Origin of the sequence: Pantoea sp. UBA6567, assembly GCF_002434165.1 — a bacterium.
Classification (GTDB): domain Bacteria; phylum Pseudomonadota; class Gammaproteobacteria; order Enterobacterales; family Enterobacteriaceae; genus Pantoea; species Pantoea eucrina.
In genome coordinates, this window is the sequence record NZ_DJJN01000006.1 from 608,549 (window position 1) to 625,377 (window position 16,829).

The window sequence follows — 16,829 nt, forward strand, 5'->3', positions numbered from 1 at the left end:
TTACTTACTCTCACGCTTAATCGTCAACGGGAAGGCCTGTTCAGCCCCATACTGTGCGTTACAGCTGGCAATACCGTCGCCCGCTTTGCATATCAGCTCCGGCATGCGATAGCGCGACTTGTCGCTGCAGCTGGCGGTATAGCGGCTGCGTACCACCATGGTTCCGGCGCTGGTCATCGCAGCGGTGATATCCGCTTTACAGCGAATATTATCGCCCTGACTGATCCAGGCGGTGCCTTTGCCGTTGCGGATTTTATAACGCAGGCTGGGTGGTTTGCCGGTAGGCAGGTTGGTCTGCCGCAGCGTCACGCGCCAGGTGCCGTCGATAAATTTCACCGAGCCGAGGCGGGCGTCATCCGTGGTCATAACCAGGTCATCCGCCTTTGCCGCTTCGGTATGTTCCGCCACAATTTCTGGCGGTGCGGCGTCCGCCGGTGCCGCGGGAGCCGCAGCCATACGCTGCGGCAGCGTCGCGGAGAGCGTCGCAGCTTTGACCAGTACGCCGGGCAGAACCGGCGCGCTGACCGGGGCGGGGGCTACGGCTGCCGTCAGGTCAGCCGCGGGCGCAGGCGTTTCGCTGCGCTGCATCCAGAGCGTGACGCCCGCGGCTACTGCCGCCGCCGGCAGCAGCAGGGCAAGCGGGCGCAGGCGGGACGGGCGGCGGACCGGAGCGGGCGCTGCCGGTTCTGCCACCGGCGGTGCCTCAGGCGATACCGGCTCAGACGCCGTAACGGCTTCAGGTTCAGGTTTAGTTTCTGGTTCAGGCTCAGCAACCGGTTCAGTACGCACCGGCTCCGGTATGACGGAGGGCTCAGGTTCTGCTACCAGTGCCGGCAGCGTCAGCTCCAGCGTGTCGCGCAGGCAGGCAAGGGCGTCATCGCGCGTGCGCGCCAGCGGATCCACAAAGCCCCAGAAGGTGATCACCGGTTTAGCATCAACCAGATAGACATATTGCTGATCGGGAAACTGAAAGCTTTTGCCCAGCAGCGCACCAAACAGACGCAGCGCCGGCTTGTCCGCCGCGCGCGCGCGTTCGCTCAGCGCCTGCAGCGCCTGCTGGTACTGCGTCAGCAGCTCCAGCGCCCGGCGCCGCTCGCTGTCGCTGGCGGCGAGCCAGGATTTGACCTTACCCGCGTGCGGGGCGTACCAGTCAAGGCGATCGCCGCTGTCGCTGGCTTGCGGAATAGCGAGACAGCTGGCGAGCGCATCCTGATGACGCAGCCGCAGCGTTTCGCGAATTTGCAGCGCGGAGATCCATACCGGCTGGCCGCTCTCACCCAGAGCCAGTACTGAATCCAGCTTGCCGCTGCGCAGAAAAGTTTTTGCCACTCGTTGGCCCTTATCGATGGAGGTCACGTGCAAAACATCGTGTATTGATGGCGTAAAAGTGATCTTAAGCCAAATACGGAAAATCAAAGGCGCGAAAAGAGGGGGTAAACAGGCTGTTTTTCCCCGGCTCCGGTATGAAGTGGTTACGGATTAACCGCGGCGACGAGCGGTCAGCAGCAGATGGACCAGCACGCCGCCCGCCATGCCCCAGAAGGCGGAGCCGATACCGGCCAGAGAGATGCCGCTGGCGGTGATCATCACGGTAATAATGGCGCTGTCGCGCTGATCCGGCTCCTGCAGCGCGCGCTGCAAACTGCCGGCGAGGGTATTAAGCAGCGCAAGACCCGCCAGCGTCGCAATCAGCACGGCGGGCAGCGCGCCGAGCAGCGCTGCAATCAGCGCGCCGCACAGCCCGGCCAGCAGATAGAACCCCCCGGCGCAGACGGCGGCGATCCAGCGGCGCGCCGGATCGGGGTCGACCTCATCGCCCATACAGATAGCGGCTGAGATCGCCCCCACGCAGACCGAAAAGCCGCCAAACGGCGAGCAGAGCAGCGCGATGGCCCCGGTCCAGCTGGTCAGCATGGAGACCGGCGGCTGATAGCCGTGCGCCTGCAGCGTGGCGATACCGGGCGCATTCTGTGAGGCCATGGTGATAAGAAAACAGGGCAGCGCGACGCCGGTCAGAGCGGCAAGCGTAAAGTGCGGCATCACAAATGCCGGCAGGGCAAAGCTGAAGGAGTCCGGCGGCAGGATCACGCTTTGCTGAAGCAGTGTGACGCCCGCCCCGGCGATCAGCGCCAGAATAATGGCGTAGCGCGGCAGCCAGCGGCGACAGAGTAGCCAGACCAGGCACATGGTGCCGCACAGCACGGCGTTGCTTTCCAGGCCGGTAAAGGTGCCGATGCCGTAGCGCAGTAAAATACCCGCCAGCATCGCCGCCGCGAGCGCGGGCGGAATAAAGCGCATCAGCCGGGCAAATATCCCGGTTACGCCGCTCAGCAGGATCAGCAGGTTAACCGCCACAAACACCCCGATGACTTCATTCAGGTTCAGCCCCTCCACGCTGGTCGCCAGCAGCGCTGCACCCGGCGTTGACCAGGCCGCAATAACCGGCAGGCGGGTGCGCAGCGAGAGCGCCAGCGTGGCCACCCCCATCGCCAGCCCCAGCATGGTAAACCAGCCGGCGGTCTGCGCCGGTGTGGCTCCCGCCGCCTGCGCCGCCTGCCAGATAATGGCAGCGCTGCTGCTGTAGCCGACCAGCACGGCGACAAAACCGGCGACCAGCAGCGGAATAAACGGGAGAGAGCGGGTGTCAGCCAGATGCATAGAAAACGTCCTGTTGTGCGTTATAACGCACATTGTGGCACGCGTGCCCTGCCGCGACAAGTGATACACTGGAGGGTACGCTTTCAGGAGACGATATGGATAATCTGCAACACGAGTTAGGCCAGACGCTGAAGCAGCTGCGTCAGGAGCGGGGCTGGAGCCTGACGCTGGCGGCCGCCCGTACCGGCGTCAGTAAAGCGATGCTGGGACAGATTGAGCGCGGCGAATCGAGCCCCACGGTAGCTACGCTGTGGAAGATCGTGACCGGCTTCAACGTGCCATTCTCCCGCTTTATCCACGGCAGCGCGCCACACTCCGCCAGCACCACGGTATTCAGCGAGGCCAGCGCACAGATGCAGGTTCGCCCGCTGCTGCCGTTTGATAGCCGGGTAGGGGTTGATCTGCTTGAGGTGACGCTCGCCGGCGGCGCGCAGAGCAGCTCCTCTGCCCACGAGGCCGGGGTCATTGAACAGGTGGTGGTGCTGGAGGGCGAGCTGCTGCTGGGCCTGGAGCAGGGCGCGCAGCGGCTGCGGGCGGGTGAGGCGTATCAGTTTGCCGCCGATAAACCGCACAGTTACGCGAATCCGCTCGCCACGCCGCTGCGTTTCCACAGTCTGATACACTATCTCTCTGCTAACGAACTGACGAGGAGTCCCCATGGCACTAACCACGCTTGATGCACACACCGCCCTGATTATCATTGACCTGCAGCACGGCATTGTCCGTCTGCCGGTGGCACCGCTGAGCGCTGACGACGTGATTGCGCGCGCCGGTGAGCTGGCTGGCGCGTTTCACGCGCGCAGTCTGCCGGTCGTACGGGTTAACGTCGCGGGCGGCGCGCCGGGGCGCAATGAGATGCCGCGCCATGACGCTGATTTACCTGCCGACTGGGCAGATCTGGTGCCGGAGATGCAGCCGCAAGCGGATGACATCTGCATCACGAAAAAAACCTGGGGTGCATTTCATCAGACCGACCTGCACGCGCAGCTGCAGCAGCGCGGCGTCACGCAGGTGGTGGTGTGCGGCATTGCCACCAGCATTGGCGTAGAGTCGACCGCGCGCGAGGCGTATGCGCTCGGCTATAACGTGACGCTGGCCACCGACGCCATGACCTGCCTCGATGCGCACACGCATGAAAACAGCGTCACGCGCATTTTTCCGCGTCTGGGTGAGACCGGCAGCACCGCAGAGGTACTGGCGCTGCTGGCGGAGTAAGGCCTGCCGGTGCCTGATTTAGGCACCGGGCGGTCAGTTAAAGGTGTAGCTTACATTAAGACCGGCGCTGTAATTACGACCCGGCGCCGGTTCGTAGTAGCGTCCGTTGCTCTCATTCACAATCACCGAGCCGATATAGTGGCGATCCAGCAGGTTATCCACGCGGCCAAACAGATCCAGCGTCCAGTCGCTGATGTGCCACTTGTAGCCGCTGTTCAGACCGGCCAGCGTGTAGGCGGGTGCCCGCACGCTGTTCTCGTCATTGGCCGCAATATCGCTCAGATAGCGCACGTCAGCCCCGGCGTAAAAGCCCTGTTCCGGCGCATACGCTATGCCTGCATAGGCCATGTTACGCGCAATGCCCGGAATACGATGGCCGCGACAGCTCTCGTCACCGCAGGCGTTACTGCGGTAACGGGCGTCCAGCAGCGTCCACGCCGCTTTCAGCTGCCAGTCATAGCTAATCTGCTGATCGAACGCCAGCTCCAGGCCGCGGCGGCGCGTCTCACCGGCGTTTTTAAAGGTTGAGCGTCCTTCATAGCTGCCGGCTGAAACAATCTCATTGCGGGTATCGGTCTGAAACAGCGCGGCGCTGAGCAGGCCGTTGCCGAGGCGTTTTTTCGTGCCGAGTTCCAGCGTCTCGCTGGTGGCGGGCTGCAGATCCAGGTTCAGGCCGCTGGTACCGCGGGTGCGATAGGAGAGCTCATTCAGCGTGGGGGTCTCGAAGCCGCGTCCGGCGGAGAGGTAAGCGTTCCAGCCCGAATCGATAGCGTAATTCAGCGCGGCGGCCGGCAGCCAGCGGTGATAGCGACGGCTGCCGCTGTCGTCGGGATCGCTTTCGGTAACGTAGCGATCGTCCGAGGTAAAGTTGACCGTGCTGAAGCGCACGCCCGCATCCAGCGACCACGCGTCCGTCAGCTGCCAGGCGCTTTGTAAATAGGGATCGAGGTTCCAGATCCGGTTGCGCTCATCGCGGCGGCGCTCGCCCTGCACGCCCAGCGTGCCGTCCGGGGTAAAGTTGCGGTAGCCCTTGCGCTTTTCCGTCATGGTCTCATAGTCGAGACCGCCGGTCAGCGTCACCGGCACGCTGAACAGCGCGTCGCGATGGGTCCAGCGCGTATCGATACCCTGATAGTGGCGCGTCAGCGCAATCACGCCGCCGGGATGACCGGGTCTGTTCTGCGCCACAACCGGAATGGACTGATACTGCGTGGTTTCACGCTCGCCGGCCCAGAGCATCAGGCTCAGGTCGTCATGCTCGCTCATCTCGCGCTGATAGCGCACGCCCGCCTGGGTCTGATCCACGCTTTTGCGGGCGTCATAGAGAGAGACATTACTGGCAACCTGACGCGGATTATCGCGCCACTGTGCGTCGGTCAGGCCGCCCGGATCCTGCGCCTCCAGATGCACGCTGTTAAACAGCAGCGTCAGGGTACTCACCTCATCAATGCGCACGCCGAGCTTTGCGTTACCGAGGTTTTTCTGTGCGGCGCTGTGGTCGCGATAACCGTGGGTGGTAAACCGTGAAGCGGAAAGGGTGTAGCTGACGTCGCCCGGCTGCGTGCCGTCTCCCGTCGCACCGCTGGCCTTTATGCTGTTGCGCCAGCTGCCAAAGCTGCCGTACCAGCTGCCCGCTTCCAGCACAGGGGGCTGTTCGCCGCTGGCGGTTTCAACGTTAATCACGCCGCCTGATGCGTTGCCATAGAGCGCTGAAAAGGGGCCGCGCAGCACGTCCACGTGCGCCACCGAGCTGATATCGATATTCGATGTCTGCCCCTGGCCGTCCGGCATGGTAGCGGGGATACCGTCGACGTAAAGACGAACGCCGCGTACGCCAAACGTTGAGCGCGAGCCAAAGCCGCGCACCGAGAGCTGCAGATCCTGGGCGTAGTTCTGCCGGTTGAGGATCTGCAGGCCAGGCACGCTGGCGAGGTTCTCTGACAGATTGACGCGCGGCGCGGCCCGGCGCATATCCTCGCCGCTCACGACGCTTACCGCAGCGGGCGTATCGAGTTCAGAGAGGCCGCTGGCCGCGGGTGCCGCGCTGACCACCAGCGTACGCTCTGCGTTATCTGCGGCGAGCAGCGGCAGCGGCAGGAGCGCCGGCAGCAGCAGCGCCTGACGCAGTAAAGCAATATTCATAATCAAAACCGTCAGAAAAAGAGAGAAATCAGAAAAGCTCAGTGAGCGGTATGTTACCGGTTATGTCATTTGATTGAAAAGCGTAAAAAACCGCGCGGATCGTGGCCGGTATGATGAAAACGTTATCGTCGCGCCACGCACCTCTGGCTGCGTACTACGCTTTCTGTCACTGTAAAGAGAAGTGCTTACATCATCAGGAGAGAAAATGCGTCAGCAACCGGTTGTAGCCGTACTGGGTCTGGGAGCGATGGGCCATGCGTTCGCCGCCAGCTTACTGAAAAAAGGGTTTCGCGTGCAGGGCTGGAATCGTACCCGGTCTAAAGGAGAAGATCTGGAGGCGGCAGGCCTGCAGCTGAGCGGCAGCGCGGAAGCTGCTGCTGCGCAGGCGGATGTGGTGATCACGATGCTGGCCGATGGAGATACCACCCGCGACGTGGCGGCGCGCATCGCGCCGGTGCTGAAGCAGAATGCCACTCTGGTACAGATGGGCACCATTGGCGTCGCGGCAACCGACGCGCTGATCGCACAGATCGCCGCGGCGCGTCCCGATATCAACGTTATTGATGCGCCGGTCTCCGGCACCAAAGCGCCGGCGGAAAACGCCCAGATTCTGGTGCTGGCCAGCGGTGACCGCACGCGGGCTGAGGATGCAGAACAGGTGTTTGCCGCGATCGGCAAAGGCACGCAGTGGCTGGGCGAGGCGGGCGCCAGCTCGCGCATGAAGCTGGTGGTGAACAGCTGGCTGATTGGCCTGATGCAGAGCCTGGCCGAGAGCACGCGGCTGGCAGAGCAGTTTGGTTTCAGCACTGACGATCTGTGGCAGGTGCTGGAGGGCGGTCCGCTGGCGGCCCCCTACGCGAAGGTCAAACTCGGCGCGATTGCCAGCGACGACTACACCCCGCAGATGCAGCTTACCTGGGCACTGAAGGATGCGAAACTGGCGCTGGAGGCGGCGGGAGAGACCCGGCTGCCGGCGCTGGAGAACATTGCGCAGCTCTGGCAGCAGGCGGTGGAGGCGGGCTACGGCGAACAGGATCTGGCCTCCGTCTACGCCTGGCTGAAGCGCGGAGATGAGTAAACAGATAAGCTTCGATTTTTCCCGGCGCCCGCTGATACCCTTTGCGCACGATTACGCGCACGGTGCCCGCGAGCCGTGGCACTATCACACCTGTGCGCAGCTGATCCATACTCTGAGCGGCGTGATACGGGTGGAGACGGCGCACGGCAGCTGGATGGTGCCGCCCAGCCGCGGGGTCTGGCTGCCAGCCGGCACGCGGCATGCGCTGCAGACGGGCGGCCAGGTCGCTGCCCGCACGCTGTTTATCGATCCGCTGGCGCGCGCTGATCTGCCGGCCAGCTGTCAGGTGGTGCAGATCTCCGCGCTGCTGCGTGAACTGATCGTGAGCGCGCTGTCGCTGCCGGAGGGCTACTCTCCCGGCAGCCGCAGCGAACGCATTTATGAGCTGATCCTCGATGAGATCAGGGTGATGAATGTGCTGCCGTTTGACCTGCCGATGCCGCAAAGCCCGCGCCTGCTGGCGCTCTGTACCCGGATCCAGCAGAACGCCGGAGAGCCGTGGACGCTGACGCAGGCCGCGGCGGAACTCTGCGTGGCAGAGCGCACGCTGTCGCGCCATTTCAGCCGCGAAACCGGACTGCGCTTTGGCGACTGGCTGCGGCGCGCCCGGCTGAGCCAGGCGCTGATGCGGCTGGCGCAGGGAGAGAGCGTGTTGCGGGTGGCGCTGGATCTCGGCTACGAGAGTCCGGGTGCGTTCAGCGCGATGTTTCGCCGCGTGCTGGGCGTTTCACCGGCGGGCTACTTTCCGCCGGCAGAAAGGCGTTCGCCGCATTGAGCAGCGCCTGCAGCGAGGCGCGCGTTACGTCACTGTCGATTCCCACCCCCCAGGCGCGTTTGCCGTTTGCGTCAGTACAGCAGATATAGGCAACCGAGCGACTGTCGCTGCGTTTACCCAGCGTATGTTCATGGTAATCCTCAATGGCGATTGCGCGCCCGTAGTGCTGCTGCAGCGCGCTGACGGCGGCGGAAAGCAGGCCGTTACCGCTGCCATTCAGCATGCGCCCGCCCGATGCCGTCGTAAACTGCAGGCGGATACACGTTGTCCGTTCGTCACTCTGGCTCTCCGCCGTGTCAAGCTGGCGCGCCGGCTGCGTCAGGCCGTAGTGGTGGCAGAACAGCTGCCAGAGGGCATGATGCGTCATCTCGCCGCCGTTCGTGTCAGTCTGCTGCTGCACCCGCTGGCTGAAATCCTGCTGTAGCGCGCGCGGCAGCTGCAGTCCGTGGTTCTGTTCCAGCAGCCAGGCACTGCCGCCTTTGCCCGACTGGCTGTTGACCCGGATCACCGCTTCATAGCTGCAGCCAATGTCGCGCGGATCGAGCGGCAGGTAGGGGATCTGCCAGCGGGTTTCCTGCCGCGCTGCACGTTCGGTAAAGCCTTTGCGGATGGCGTCCTGATGGGAGCCGGAAAAGGCGGTAAAGACCAGCTCACCGGCATAAGGGTGGCGCGGATGCAGCGGCAGCTGATTACACGCCGTCACCGTCTCAATCACCTGCTGCATATCGCTGAAATCAAGCCCCGGCGCCACGCCCTGGGTGTAGAGATTCAGCGCCAGCGTCACCAGATCAACGTTGCCGGTGCGCTCGCCGTTGCCAAACAGGCAGCCCTCGACGCGATCGGCCCCCGCCAGTAGCGCCAGCTCGGCGCAGGCGGTGCCGGTACCGCGATCGTTGTGCGGATGTACGCTGATGGTCACCGCCGCACGCTGGCTAAAGTGGCGGCAGAAGTATTCAATCTGATCGGCGTAGACGTTAGGGGTGTTCACTTCCACCGTGGCGGGCAGGTTGATAATCATCGGTCGCTGCGGGCCAGGCTGCCAGATCGCCGCTAGCGCTTCACAAATCTCCAGCGCAAAGTCCGGCTCGGTAAAGCAGAACGTTTCCGGTGAATACTGAAACGTCCACGCCGTATCAGGCTGCGCGGCACAGCGGTCGCGGATCTGGCGGGCGGCGCTGCACGCCAGGGCGACAATCTCCGCTTTGCTCTGGCAGAACACACGCTCGCGAAACAGCGGGGCGGTGGCGTTGTAGAGATGAACAATCGCCTGCTGGACGCCCGTCAGCGCGTCGAACGTGCGATCGATCAGATCGCTGCGCGCCTGGGTGAGCACCTGAATGGTGACATGGGGCGGAATGTGATCTTTCTCGATCAGTTCCCGCACAAACGCATAGTCGGTCTGCGATGCGGCAGGAAAGGCCACCTCAATTTCGCTGAAGCCGCAGCGCAGCAGCAGCTGCCAGAACGCCAGCTTGCGGGCGCTGTCCATCGGCACCGCCAGCGCCTGGTTGCCGTCGCGCAGATCCGTTGAGAGCCAGCGCGGCGCGTGAGTGAGCTGGCGCGACGGCCACTGGCGATCGGCCAGCGGCAGCACAGGGGTCGGGTAATATTTATCAGCAGGGTGAGTCAGCATCGTCGTCTCCTTTAGCAGAGCCTGTAGTGTGGCGCAGGTGGATCGCTGCCCGCCTGCGCGTAGCGGACAACCACGCGTGCAAAACGGACAGGTTGGCGAAAGCGGTGCGGGCGCGTAGCATAGCGGCACGGTTTCCGGCTCAGGCAGGCTATGTCATTTATTACGTTCGACGGTCACAACGACCTGTTACTGCGGCTCTGGCTGCATCATCGCGACGATCCGGCGCGCGCATTTTTCTCCGGTACAGAAACCGGGCATCTCGACTTTCCGCGCATGCAGCAGGGCGGCTTTGGCGGCGGGCTGTTTGCGCTGTTTGTGCCCCCGGCTGGCTATCTCAGCGAGGTGGCGCCTGAGCGCGCCGGGGAGCAGCTGCCGCCGCTCACCATTCTCTGGCAGCAGCTCGCGATTCTGAAAACGCTGGCGGCGGAATCAGGCGGACGCGCCCGGCTCTGCCTGAACGCGGAGGAGATTGCCGCCTGCCGGCGCGATGGCGTACTGGCGCTGGTGGCGCATATCGAAGGCGCCGACGGTTTCGACGGTGCCGGCGCAGATCTGCAGGCGTTTTATCAGGCTGGCGTACGCAGCATCGGGCCATTCTGGAATCTGCCTAACCGCTTTGGTCACGGCGTCACCGGCGCGTTTCCCGGATCGCCCGACAGCGGTGACGGGCTGACGGAGGAGGGGGAGCAGCTGATTACGCTGGCCTGTCAGCAGCGTATGGTTATCGATCTCTCGCATATGAATGAAAAAGCCTTCTGGCAGACGGCGCGGCTCAGCACGCTGCCGCTGGTCGCCACGCACTCCAACGCGCACGCGCTCTGCGCACAGCCGCGCAATCTGACTGACGATCAGCTGCGCGCCATTCGCGACAGCGGCGGCGTGGTGGGGATAAATTTCGGCAACGCCTTCCTGCGCAGTGACGGAAAACGCGATGACAGCACCGCGCTGACGGAAATTGTTAAACACGCCGCGCATCTGATCGCTATTATGGGCCGCGATCACGTGGCGCTGGGATCGGATTTTGACGGCATCAGCGTACCGGCGACGTTAAAAGATGTTACCGGTTTACCGCGGCTCTATGCGCTATTGCAAAGTCTCGGCTATGATCAGGCATTGACTGAACAGCTCGCGTGGGGCAACTGGCAGCGCGTGCTGCGTCAGATCTGGCAGGCCTGAACCGCGTTTCCCTGATGAATCAGGGTTGATCTCCGCGCGACATTGGCGCAACATCGCCGCGCCTGGTGTACTGCCTGCAGTCGCCAGCGGCATTTATGGCAGAGCCTGCTCTGCGTTTTCATTGATGAGGAAGAACACTATGTGGAAAAAACCTGAGTTTGTTGACCTGCGTCTGGGCCTGGAAGTGACACTGTACATCTCCAACCGCTAAGACTCTCTGCCCGCCGCTCGTGCGGGCATTCTCTTTTTCTGCTTCGGTCTTTCACATGTTTATTAAAGTTCTCGGTTCAGCGGCAGGCGGTGGCTTTCCGCAGTGGAACTGTAACTGCGCCAACTGCAGCGGTCTGCGTAACGGCACCATTCAGGCGCAGGCGCGCACCCAGTCCTCAATTATCGTCAGTGATGACGGAGAAAATTGGGTGTTATGCAACGCCTCGCCTGATATCAGTCAGCAGATTGCGCAGACGCCTGAGCTGGTGAAAAAAGGGGTGCTGCGCGGCACCGCGATCGGCAGTATTATTCTGACCGACAGTCAGATTGACCACACCACCGGGCTGCTCAGCCTGCGCGAAGGCTGTCCGCATCAGGTATGGTGCACCCCTGAAGTGCATGCCGACCTTACCAGCGGTTTTCCTGTCTTTACCATGTTGCAGCACTGGAACGGCGGCCTGAAGCATCATGCGCTGACGCCGCTTGAGCCGTTCAGCGTGGCGGTCTGTCCCGATCTGCAGTTTACTGCGATCCCGATTCTCAGCAACGCCCCCCCTTACTCTCCGTACCGCGACCGGCCGCTGCCGGGGCACAACGTGGCGCTGTTTATAGAAAACCGCGCCAGCGGACAGACGCTGCTCTATGCGCCGGGTCTGGGCGAACCGGATGGGGTGATCATGCCGTGGCTGCAGAAAGCGGACTGCCTGCTGATTGACGGCACCGTCTGGCAGGATGATGAACTGCTGACCACCGGCGTCGGCAAAAATACCGGGCGTGCGATGGGCCATCTGGCACTGGCTGAAGAGCAGGGCCTGATGGCGCTACTGGCCGCGCTGCCGGCAAAGCGCAAAATTCTTATTCATATTAACAACACCAATCCGATCCTCGACGAACACTCGCCGCAGCGCCAGTTTCTGACGCAGCAGGGCATTGAAGTGAGCCAGGACGGGATGGCGATCCATCTGCAGGAGTCCGCATCGTGATCACCGACGCTCTGACCCCCGAGGCGTTTGAACAGGCGCTGCGCGCCAAAGGCGCTTACTACCATATTCATCACCCTTACCATAAAGCGATGCATAACGGTGAGGCAACGCGCGAGCAGATCCAGGGCTGGGTCGCAAACCGTTTCTATTACCAGACCACCATTCCGCTGAAAGATGCCGCGATCATGGCCAACTGCCCCGATCCGGCCACGCGGCGTAAGTGGGTACAGCGCATTCTCGATCACGACGGCAGTCACGATGGCGATGGCGGCATTGAAGCCTGGCTGCAGCTGGGTGAGGCAGTAGGCCTGACGCGTGAGGCGCTGCTGTCGGAGCAGCACGTGCTGCCCGGCGTACGGTTTGCCGTTGACGCCTATCTCAATTTTGCCCGGCGCGCTGACTGGCAGGAAGCGGCGTGCAGTTCCCTGACCGAGCTGTTTGCGCCGCAGATCCATCAGTCGCGCCTCGACAGCTGGCCGCAGCACTATCCGTGGATCAAAGAGGAGGGGTATTTCTACTTCCGCAGCCGCCTGAGCCAGGCTAACCGCGACGTTGAGCACGGGCTGGCGCTGGCGCTGGAGCGCTTTACCACGGCGGAACAGCAGAACCGCATGCTGGAGATCCTGCAGTTTAAACTCGATATTCTCTGGACGATGCTTGACGCCATGACTATGGCCTATGTGCTGCAGCGTCCGCCTTATCATACGGTCACCGATCGGGCGGCCTGGCACACAACAAGACTGGTGTAAGCGCATGAAAGATACCCTGATCCCCGCTTTCCGGCGCGGTTATCGTCTGCAGTGGGAAGCCGCGCAGCAGAGCCACGTCGTGCTCTATCCGGAAGGCATGGCGAAACTGAATGAAACGGCAGCGGCCATCCTGGAGCTGGTGACCGGTAAGCAGGATGTGGCCGCGATCGTCAGCACGCTTGACGCCCGTTTTCCCGAGGCTGGCGGCGTCGGCGACGACGTGAAAGATTTCCTGCAGTCAGCCGTTGAACAGAAATGGATCCAGTGTCGTGAACCCGAATAAACCTGCCGTCAATGCGCCGCTCTGGCTGCTGGCGGAGCTGACCTATCGCTGCCCGCTGCAGTGTCCTTACTGCTCTAATCCGCTCGATTTTGCGCAGCAGGAGAAAGAGCTGACCACCGAACAGTGGATTGAGGTGTTCAGCCAGGCGCGTGCCATGGGTAGCGTACAGCTCGGCTTCTCCGGCGGCGAGCCGCTGGTACGCAAAGATCTGCCCGAGCTGATCCGCGCCGCGCGCGACCTTGGCTTTTACACCAACCTGATCACCTCCGGCATTGGCCTGACAGAGAAAAAGCTCGACGCCTTTGCGGACGCCGGTCTGGACCATATTCAGATCAGCTTTCAGGCCAGCGATGAAACGCTGAACGCCGCGCTGGCTGGCTCGCAAAAAGCGTTTCAGCAGAAGCTGGAGATGGCGCGGGCAGTGAAAAAGCATGGCTATCCGATGGTGCTGAACTTTGTACTGCATCGCCATAACATCGATCAGATCGATAAAATCATCGACCTCTGTATCGAGCTGGATGCCGATGACGTTGAGCTGGCAACTTGCCAGTTTTACGGCTGGGCGCACCTGAACCGCGAGGGGCTGCTGCCGACGCGCGAGCAGATCGCCCGCGCGGAAGAGACGGTGGCGCGCTACCGGGCGCGCATGAGCGAGAGCGGCAACCTGACCAATCTGCTGTTTGTGACGCCGGACTATTATGAAGAGCGTCCCAAGCCGTGCATGGGCGGGTGGGGTTCAATCTTCCTCAGCGTAACCCCGGAAGGCACCGCGTTACCCTGTCACAGCGCGCGCCAGCTGCCGGTTGAATTTCCCTCCGTACTGACGCAGAGCCTGCAGTCGATCTGGTATGACTCGTTTGGTTTTAACCGCTACCGCGGCTTTGACTGGATGCCGGAGCCGTGCCGCTCCTGCGATGAGAAAGAGAAAGATTTCGGCGGCTGCCGCTGTCAGGCGTATATGCTGACCGGTAACGCTGATAATACCGATCCGGTCTGCAGCAAATCGCCGCATCACGGGCAGATCCTCGAGGCGCGGCGTGAGGCAAACTGCAGCGATATTAAAATTGCCCAGCTGCAGTTCCGCAACCGGGCCAACTCTGCGCTGATTGTCAAACAGCGTCTCTGATGATGCAGCGCACCCTGACGCTGGCCAGCGGCCTGCGCTGCCACCTTTATCACCAGCCTGACGCCCGCGAAGCCGCGGCGCTGGTGCAGGTCGGGGCCGGCAGCCTGCATGAGCCCGATCGCTGGCCCGGACTGGCGCATCTGCTCGAACATCTGCTGTTCTGCGACAGCGCGCGCTTCAGTGGCAGCCAGCGCCTGATGCCGTGGGTGCAGCAACAGGGCGGCGAGGTCAACGCCACCACCCAGCTCAGCCGCAGCGCGTGGTTTTTTCAGCTGCCGGCCGCCGCGCTGGAAGGCGGCGTTACGCGGCTGGCGGATATGCTGATCGCCCCGAACCTCGCGCCTGACGCCATCCGCCAGGAGTGCGCCGTTATCGATGCTGAGTATCAGCTGCTGCAGAGCCACAGCGAGACGCTGAGCGAGGCGGCGCTGCTGCACGCGCTGGGCGGGCGCTTCAGGCGCTTTCGCGCCGGCAGCAGGGCGGCTTTTGGTGACAACGTCACGGAGCTGCAGCGTGCGCTGCGCCACTTCCATCAGACCCGCTTTACGGCAAATAGTCTGGAGCTCTGGCTCTCCGGGCCGCAGTCGCTGGATGAGCTGGCAACGCTGGCCGCAGCTTTTGATCGCCTGCCGGGCGGCGAGGTACCGGCGCTGCCGGTGGTGCCCCGGCAGCCCGACAGCCATGCGCTCGCGCAGCTTGAGCTGCCGGGTGAGAACGCATTCTGGCTGACGCTTTTAACCCCCTTCGATCGCACACTTAGTGACAGTGTCACTCTGCTGCGCAGCTACTGGCTCGATGAGGCTGAAGGCGGCCTGCTGCATCAGCTGCGCAGTGAGGACGCGTGTGACACGCTGCAGGTCAGCTGGCTGTGGCAGGATACCCGGCACGCGCTGCTCGCGCTGCGCTTCAGTGCAGCAAAGATCTCACCTGCGCAGGCCCGACATATAGAGCAGCGCGTCTGGCAGCATCTGCAGGCCGTGCAGCACAATACGCAGCGCCAGCATCAGCACTATCTGCAGCTGGCGCAGCGCGACTTCCGCGCTGAGACGCCGCTGCGTCAGCTGCGGCTGCGGGCGGCAGCAGAAGCGCCTGCGGCCGATCTGCCTCCTGACCTTGTCCTGGCGATCCGCCAGCTGACGCAGGCTGGCCGGCTGCGCCTGCTGACCCGGCAGCCGCTGAGCGATGCTCTGACCTGCATCACGCAGGGATTTACGCTGCGCTGCAGCAGCAGCGTGCTTTGCGGTGACTTACCGGCGGCGGTGCGCTGGCAGTTTCCGCCGCGCGCCCTGCAGGCTGCCGCGGCAGGTTTTTGCGGCAGCGCAGCCGCGTTACCGCAGGCGCTGCCGGTTGAGCCTGCTGAGACGCTGCTGCTGCGACCGGCATGCTATCAGCCGCTTGCTGACCACGCAGGAATAGCCTGTCAGCGGCGTCTGCGGCCGCTGCTGGCAGAGCTGCGTCATCTGGGTGGGCGTGGCGTCTGGCAGCAGCAGCAGGGGATCTGGCAGCTGCTGCTGGATATTCCGGCCGACGCCGCCGTGGCCTGGCAGCTGCTGCCGGCCATCACGGCGCAGCTGAGCGCAGCGGATGAGGCCGGCGACCCGCCTGAACCCGCGACCATTGTTATCCGCCAGCTGCTGCAGACGCTGCCGTCTCAGCTGCTGTATCCGGCGGCAGCCCGCTGCTGGCAGGCGGCGTGGTGCGGGCACGATCGGCAGCTGAATCACTGCGTCGCGCAGAGCCTGGCGAGCCTCAGGCAACAGACAGCGCCCTCTGCGCCGCCACCGCTGCGGCGCGGCATTACGCCCGTCGCCTGCCAGGGGCGCGACCAGGCGCTGCTGCTGTTTATTCCTCTGACGACGCCGGATGATATCAGCCTGGCGGCGCTGCAGGCGCTGGGGCTGTTTCTGGCGCCGCGCTTTTTTCAGCGGCTGCGCGTGGATCAGCAGATAGGCTACGTGGTCACGGCGCGCTATGAGCGCTGCGCCGATGTGGATGGACTGCTGTTTGCGCTGCAGTCGCCCGATATCGACTGGGTACGCCTGCTGGCCCACTGCCGGCGCTTTCTGCTGGATATGAAGACGGCGCTGAGCGAGTGTGATGCCGAAATGCTGCACGCATGGCAGCAGACGCTGCGGGAACGCTGCCAGCCGTACGCTAACCGGCAGGTGGCGCAGGATCTGCTGCGGCGCGAAGCGGGCGGCGCGATCCTGACGCCTGAGGCGGTCTCTGCCCTGACGCTGCCGCGCATGCAGCAGCTTTTCCGGCGGCTGGTGCGTCAGCGGCGGCGCTGGCGGCTGCTGATCAACCGGCACTAAACCGGTACACACCGGCGCCGCTGCCTGTCCCGACAAAAGTTTACACGGCAAAACTTGGCGTTTGCGGCGGCGTTACATAAAATGCCCGCACTTTTCTCTGAGGCTGCGGCATGATGATATCGCCCCAACGCGCAACGTGGATCCTGGCACTCGCCTGTCTGGTGCTGGCATTTTGTCTGGTACAGCGCAGCTTCAGTATGCCCGTTCAGCCTGTTACCGTCTCTGCCGTGTTGAGTGAGTCCGGCGCGCAGGATGCCTCCGCCAGCAGTGACAAGCACTGTGCGCTGAGCGCAAAATCCCTCAGCGCCAGCACGCCGGTCTTTGATGCGGCGCTGCCGCTGCTGATGCTTGTCATGGCGCTGGTCGCCGCGCTTGCCGTTCCGCAACGCCTCTCTTTCTTCTGGCGTCATCAGTCGCACCGTCCGCCGCTGCGACGGCGACATCTTACGCTCTGCGTCTTCCGGGAATAACACCGCACGCTGTTTC

General features: G+C 63.2%; 16 protein-coding genes. 12 read left to right on the plus strand and 4 right to left on the minus strand.

Translation table 11 applies throughout. The features are described from left to right. Both B4M48_RS08885 and B4M48_RS08890 read right to left on the minus strand, forming a co-directional pair. Nucleotides 1-1,329, minus strand: a complete 1,329-nt coding sequence (locus B4M48_RS08885; RefSeq protein ID WP_039384246.1) for an SrfA family protein — start codon at nt 1,327-1,329, stop codon at nt 1-3. Between the two features lie 150 nt (nt 1,330-1,479). Next, a complete protein-coding gene (locus B4M48_RS08890; RefSeq protein ID WP_039384248.1) occupies nt 1,480-2,658 on the minus strand; it encodes a benzoate/H(+) symporter BenE family transporter in 1,179 nt (392 codons plus the stop codon). A gap of 95 nt (nt 2,659-2,753) precedes the next feature. Between B4M48_RS08890 and B4M48_RS08895 the strand changes: the two genes are divergently transcribed. Continuing rightward, on the plus strand, nt 2,754-3,335 hold the full coding sequence (locus B4M48_RS08895; RefSeq protein WP_039384250.1) for a helix-turn-helix domain-containing protein: 582 nt from the start codon (nt 2,754-2,756) through the stop codon (nt 3,333-3,335). Beyond that, nucleotides 3,316-3,873: an isochorismatase family protein gene (locus B4M48_RS08900; protein ID WP_039384252.1), complete on the plus strand. Its 558-nt coding sequence runs from the start codon at nt 3,316-3,318 to the stop codon at nt 3,871-3,873. The genes B4M48_RS08895 and B4M48_RS08900 overlap by 20 nt, the downstream gene beginning before the upstream one ends. Before the next feature lie 33 nt (nt 3,874-3,906). Here the strand turns inward: B4M48_RS08900 and pqqU are convergent, their stop codons facing one another. After that, a complete protein-coding gene (gene pqqU, locus B4M48_RS08905) occupies nt 3,907-6,015 on the minus strand; it encodes a TonB-dependent receptor PqqU (RefSeq protein WP_288656433.1) in 2,109 nt (702 codons plus the stop codon). 205 nt (nt 6,016-6,220) lie between these two features. Here pqqU and B4M48_RS08910 point away from each other — a divergent pair, with 205 nt between their 5' ends. Next, nucleotides 6,221-7,093, plus strand: coding sequence for an NAD(P)-dependent oxidoreductase (locus tag B4M48_RS08910; RefSeq protein ID WP_071668798.1), 873 nt, complete (start codon nt 6,221-6,223; stop codon nt 7,091-7,093). Further along, the gene (locus B4M48_RS08915; protein ID WP_039384257.1) at nt 7,086-7,868 is read left to right on the plus strand and encodes an AraC family transcriptional regulator; all 783 of its coding nucleotides are present in this window, start codon (nt 7,086-7,088) and stop codon (nt 7,866-7,868) included. Before B4M48_RS08910 ends, B4M48_RS08915 begins: the two co-directional genes overlap by 8 nt. On the opposite strand, the gene leuA is transcribed toward B4M48_RS08915, so the two are convergent. Next, nucleotides 7,789-9,501, minus strand: coding sequence for a 2-isopropylmalate synthase (gene leuA / locus B4M48_RS08920; protein WP_288656435.1), 1,713 nt, complete (start codon nt 9,499-9,501; stop codon nt 7,789-7,791). The genes B4M48_RS08915 and leuA overlap by 80 nt on opposite strands. 150 nt (nt 9,502-9,651) lie before the next feature. Between leuA and B4M48_RS08925 the strand changes: the two genes are divergently transcribed. The 8 genes from B4M48_RS08925 (at nt 9,652) to B4M48_RS08960 (ending at nt 16,813) form a co-directional block, all read left to right on the plus strand. After that, on the plus strand, nt 9,652-10,677 hold the full coding sequence (locus B4M48_RS08925; RefSeq protein ID WP_039384263.1) for a dipeptidase: 1,026 nt from the start codon (nt 9,652-9,654) through the stop codon (nt 10,675-10,677). A 139-nt stretch (nt 10,678-10,816) separates the two neighbouring features. Then, nucleotides 10,817-10,888, plus strand: a complete 72-nt coding sequence (pqqA, locus tag B4M48_RS08930) for a pyrroloquinoline quinone precursor peptide PqqA (protein ID WP_010617686.1) — start codon at nt 10,817-10,819, stop codon at nt 10,886-10,888. Nucleotides 10,889-10,943: 55 nt separating this feature from the next. Next, nucleotides 10,944-11,870, plus strand: coding sequence for a pyrroloquinoline quinone biosynthesis protein PqqB (gene pqqB, locus B4M48_RS08935; RefSeq protein WP_039384267.1), 927 nt, complete (start codon nt 10,944-10,946; stop codon nt 11,868-11,870). Further along, nucleotides 11,864-12,619 carry a pyrroloquinoline-quinone synthase PqqC gene (gene pqqC, locus B4M48_RS08940; protein ID WP_039384270.1) on the plus strand — a complete coding sequence of 252 codons (756 nt, stop codon included), beginning with the start codon at nt 11,864-11,866 and terminating at the stop codon, nt 12,617-12,619. Before pqqB ends, pqqC begins: the two co-directional genes overlap by 7 nt. 4 nt (nt 12,620-12,623) lie before the next feature. Beyond that, nucleotides 12,624-12,902, plus strand: coding sequence for a pyrroloquinoline quinone biosynthesis peptide chaperone PqqD (gene pqqD / locus B4M48_RS08945; protein ID WP_039384271.1), 279 nt, complete (start codon nt 12,624-12,626; stop codon nt 12,900-12,902). Continuing rightward, nucleotides 12,889-14,028 (plus strand): pyrroloquinoline quinone biosynthesis protein PqqE, encoded by a 1,140-nt coding sequence (gene pqqE / locus B4M48_RS08950; RefSeq protein WP_039384272.1) that lies wholly within the window; start codon nt 12,889-12,891, stop codon nt 14,026-14,028. Before pqqD ends, pqqE begins: the two co-directional genes overlap by 14 nt. Then, on the plus strand, nt 14,028-16,343 hold the full coding sequence (gene pqqF, locus B4M48_RS08955) for a pyrroloquinoline quinone biosynthesis protein PqqF (protein WP_288656438.1): 2,316 nt from the start codon (nt 14,028-14,030) through the stop codon (nt 16,341-16,343). The genes pqqE and pqqF overlap by 1 nt, the downstream gene beginning before the upstream one ends. 110 nt (nt 16,344-16,453) lie before the next feature. Beyond that, the gene (locus B4M48_RS08960) at nt 16,454-16,813 is read left to right on the plus strand and encodes a hypothetical protein (RefSeq protein ID WP_288656440.1); all 360 of its coding nucleotides are present in this window, start codon (nt 16,454-16,456) and stop codon (nt 16,811-16,813) included. The last annotated feature ends 16 nt before the right edge of the window (nt 16,814-16,829 follow it).

Coding starts and splice junctions, on each gene's coding strand:
- pqqB (WP_039384267.1), top strand. CDS start 10,944: ATGTTTATTAAAGTTCTCGGTTCAGCGGCAGGCGGTGGCTTTCCGCAG.
- pqqD (WP_039384271.1), top strand. CDS start 12,624: ATGAAAGATACCCTGATCCCCGCTTTCCGGCGCGGTTATCGTCTGCAG.
- B4M48_RS08895 (WP_039384250.1), top strand. CDS start 2,754: ATGGATAATCTGCAACACGAGTTAGGCCAGACGCTGAAGCAGCTGCGT.
- B4M48_RS08925 (WP_039384263.1), top strand. CDS start 9,652: ATGTCATTTATTACGTTCGACGGTCACAACGACCTGTTACTGCGGCTC.
- B4M48_RS08890 (WP_039384248.1), bottom strand. CDS start 2,658: ATGCATCTGGCTGACACCCGCTCTCTCCCGTTTATTCCGCTGCTGGTC.
- B4M48_RS08910 (WP_071668798.1), top strand. CDS start 6,221: ATGCGTCAGCAACCGGTTGTAGCCGTACTGGGTCTGGGAGCGATGGGC.
- pqqF (WP_288656438.1), top strand. CDS start 14,028: ATGATGCAGCGCACCCTGACGCTGGCCAGCGGCCTGCGCTGCCACCTT.
- B4M48_RS08915 (WP_039384257.1), top strand. CDS start 7,086: ATGAGTAAACAGATAAGCTTCGATTTTTCCCGGCGCCCGCTGATACCC.
- B4M48_RS08960 (WP_288656440.1), top strand. CDS start 16,454: ATGATGATATCGCCCCAACGCGCAACGTGGATCCTGGCACTCGCCTGT.
- leuA (WP_288656435.1), bottom strand. CDS start 9,501: ATGCTGACTCACCCTGCTGATAAATATTACCCGACCCCTGTGCTGCCG.
- pqqU (WP_288656433.1), bottom strand. CDS start 6,015: ATGAATATTGCTTTACTGCGTCAGGCGCTGCTGCTGCCGGCGCTCCTG.
- B4M48_RS08900 (WP_039384252.1), top strand. CDS start 3,316: ATGGCACTAACCACGCTTGATGCACACACCGCCCTGATTATCATTGAC.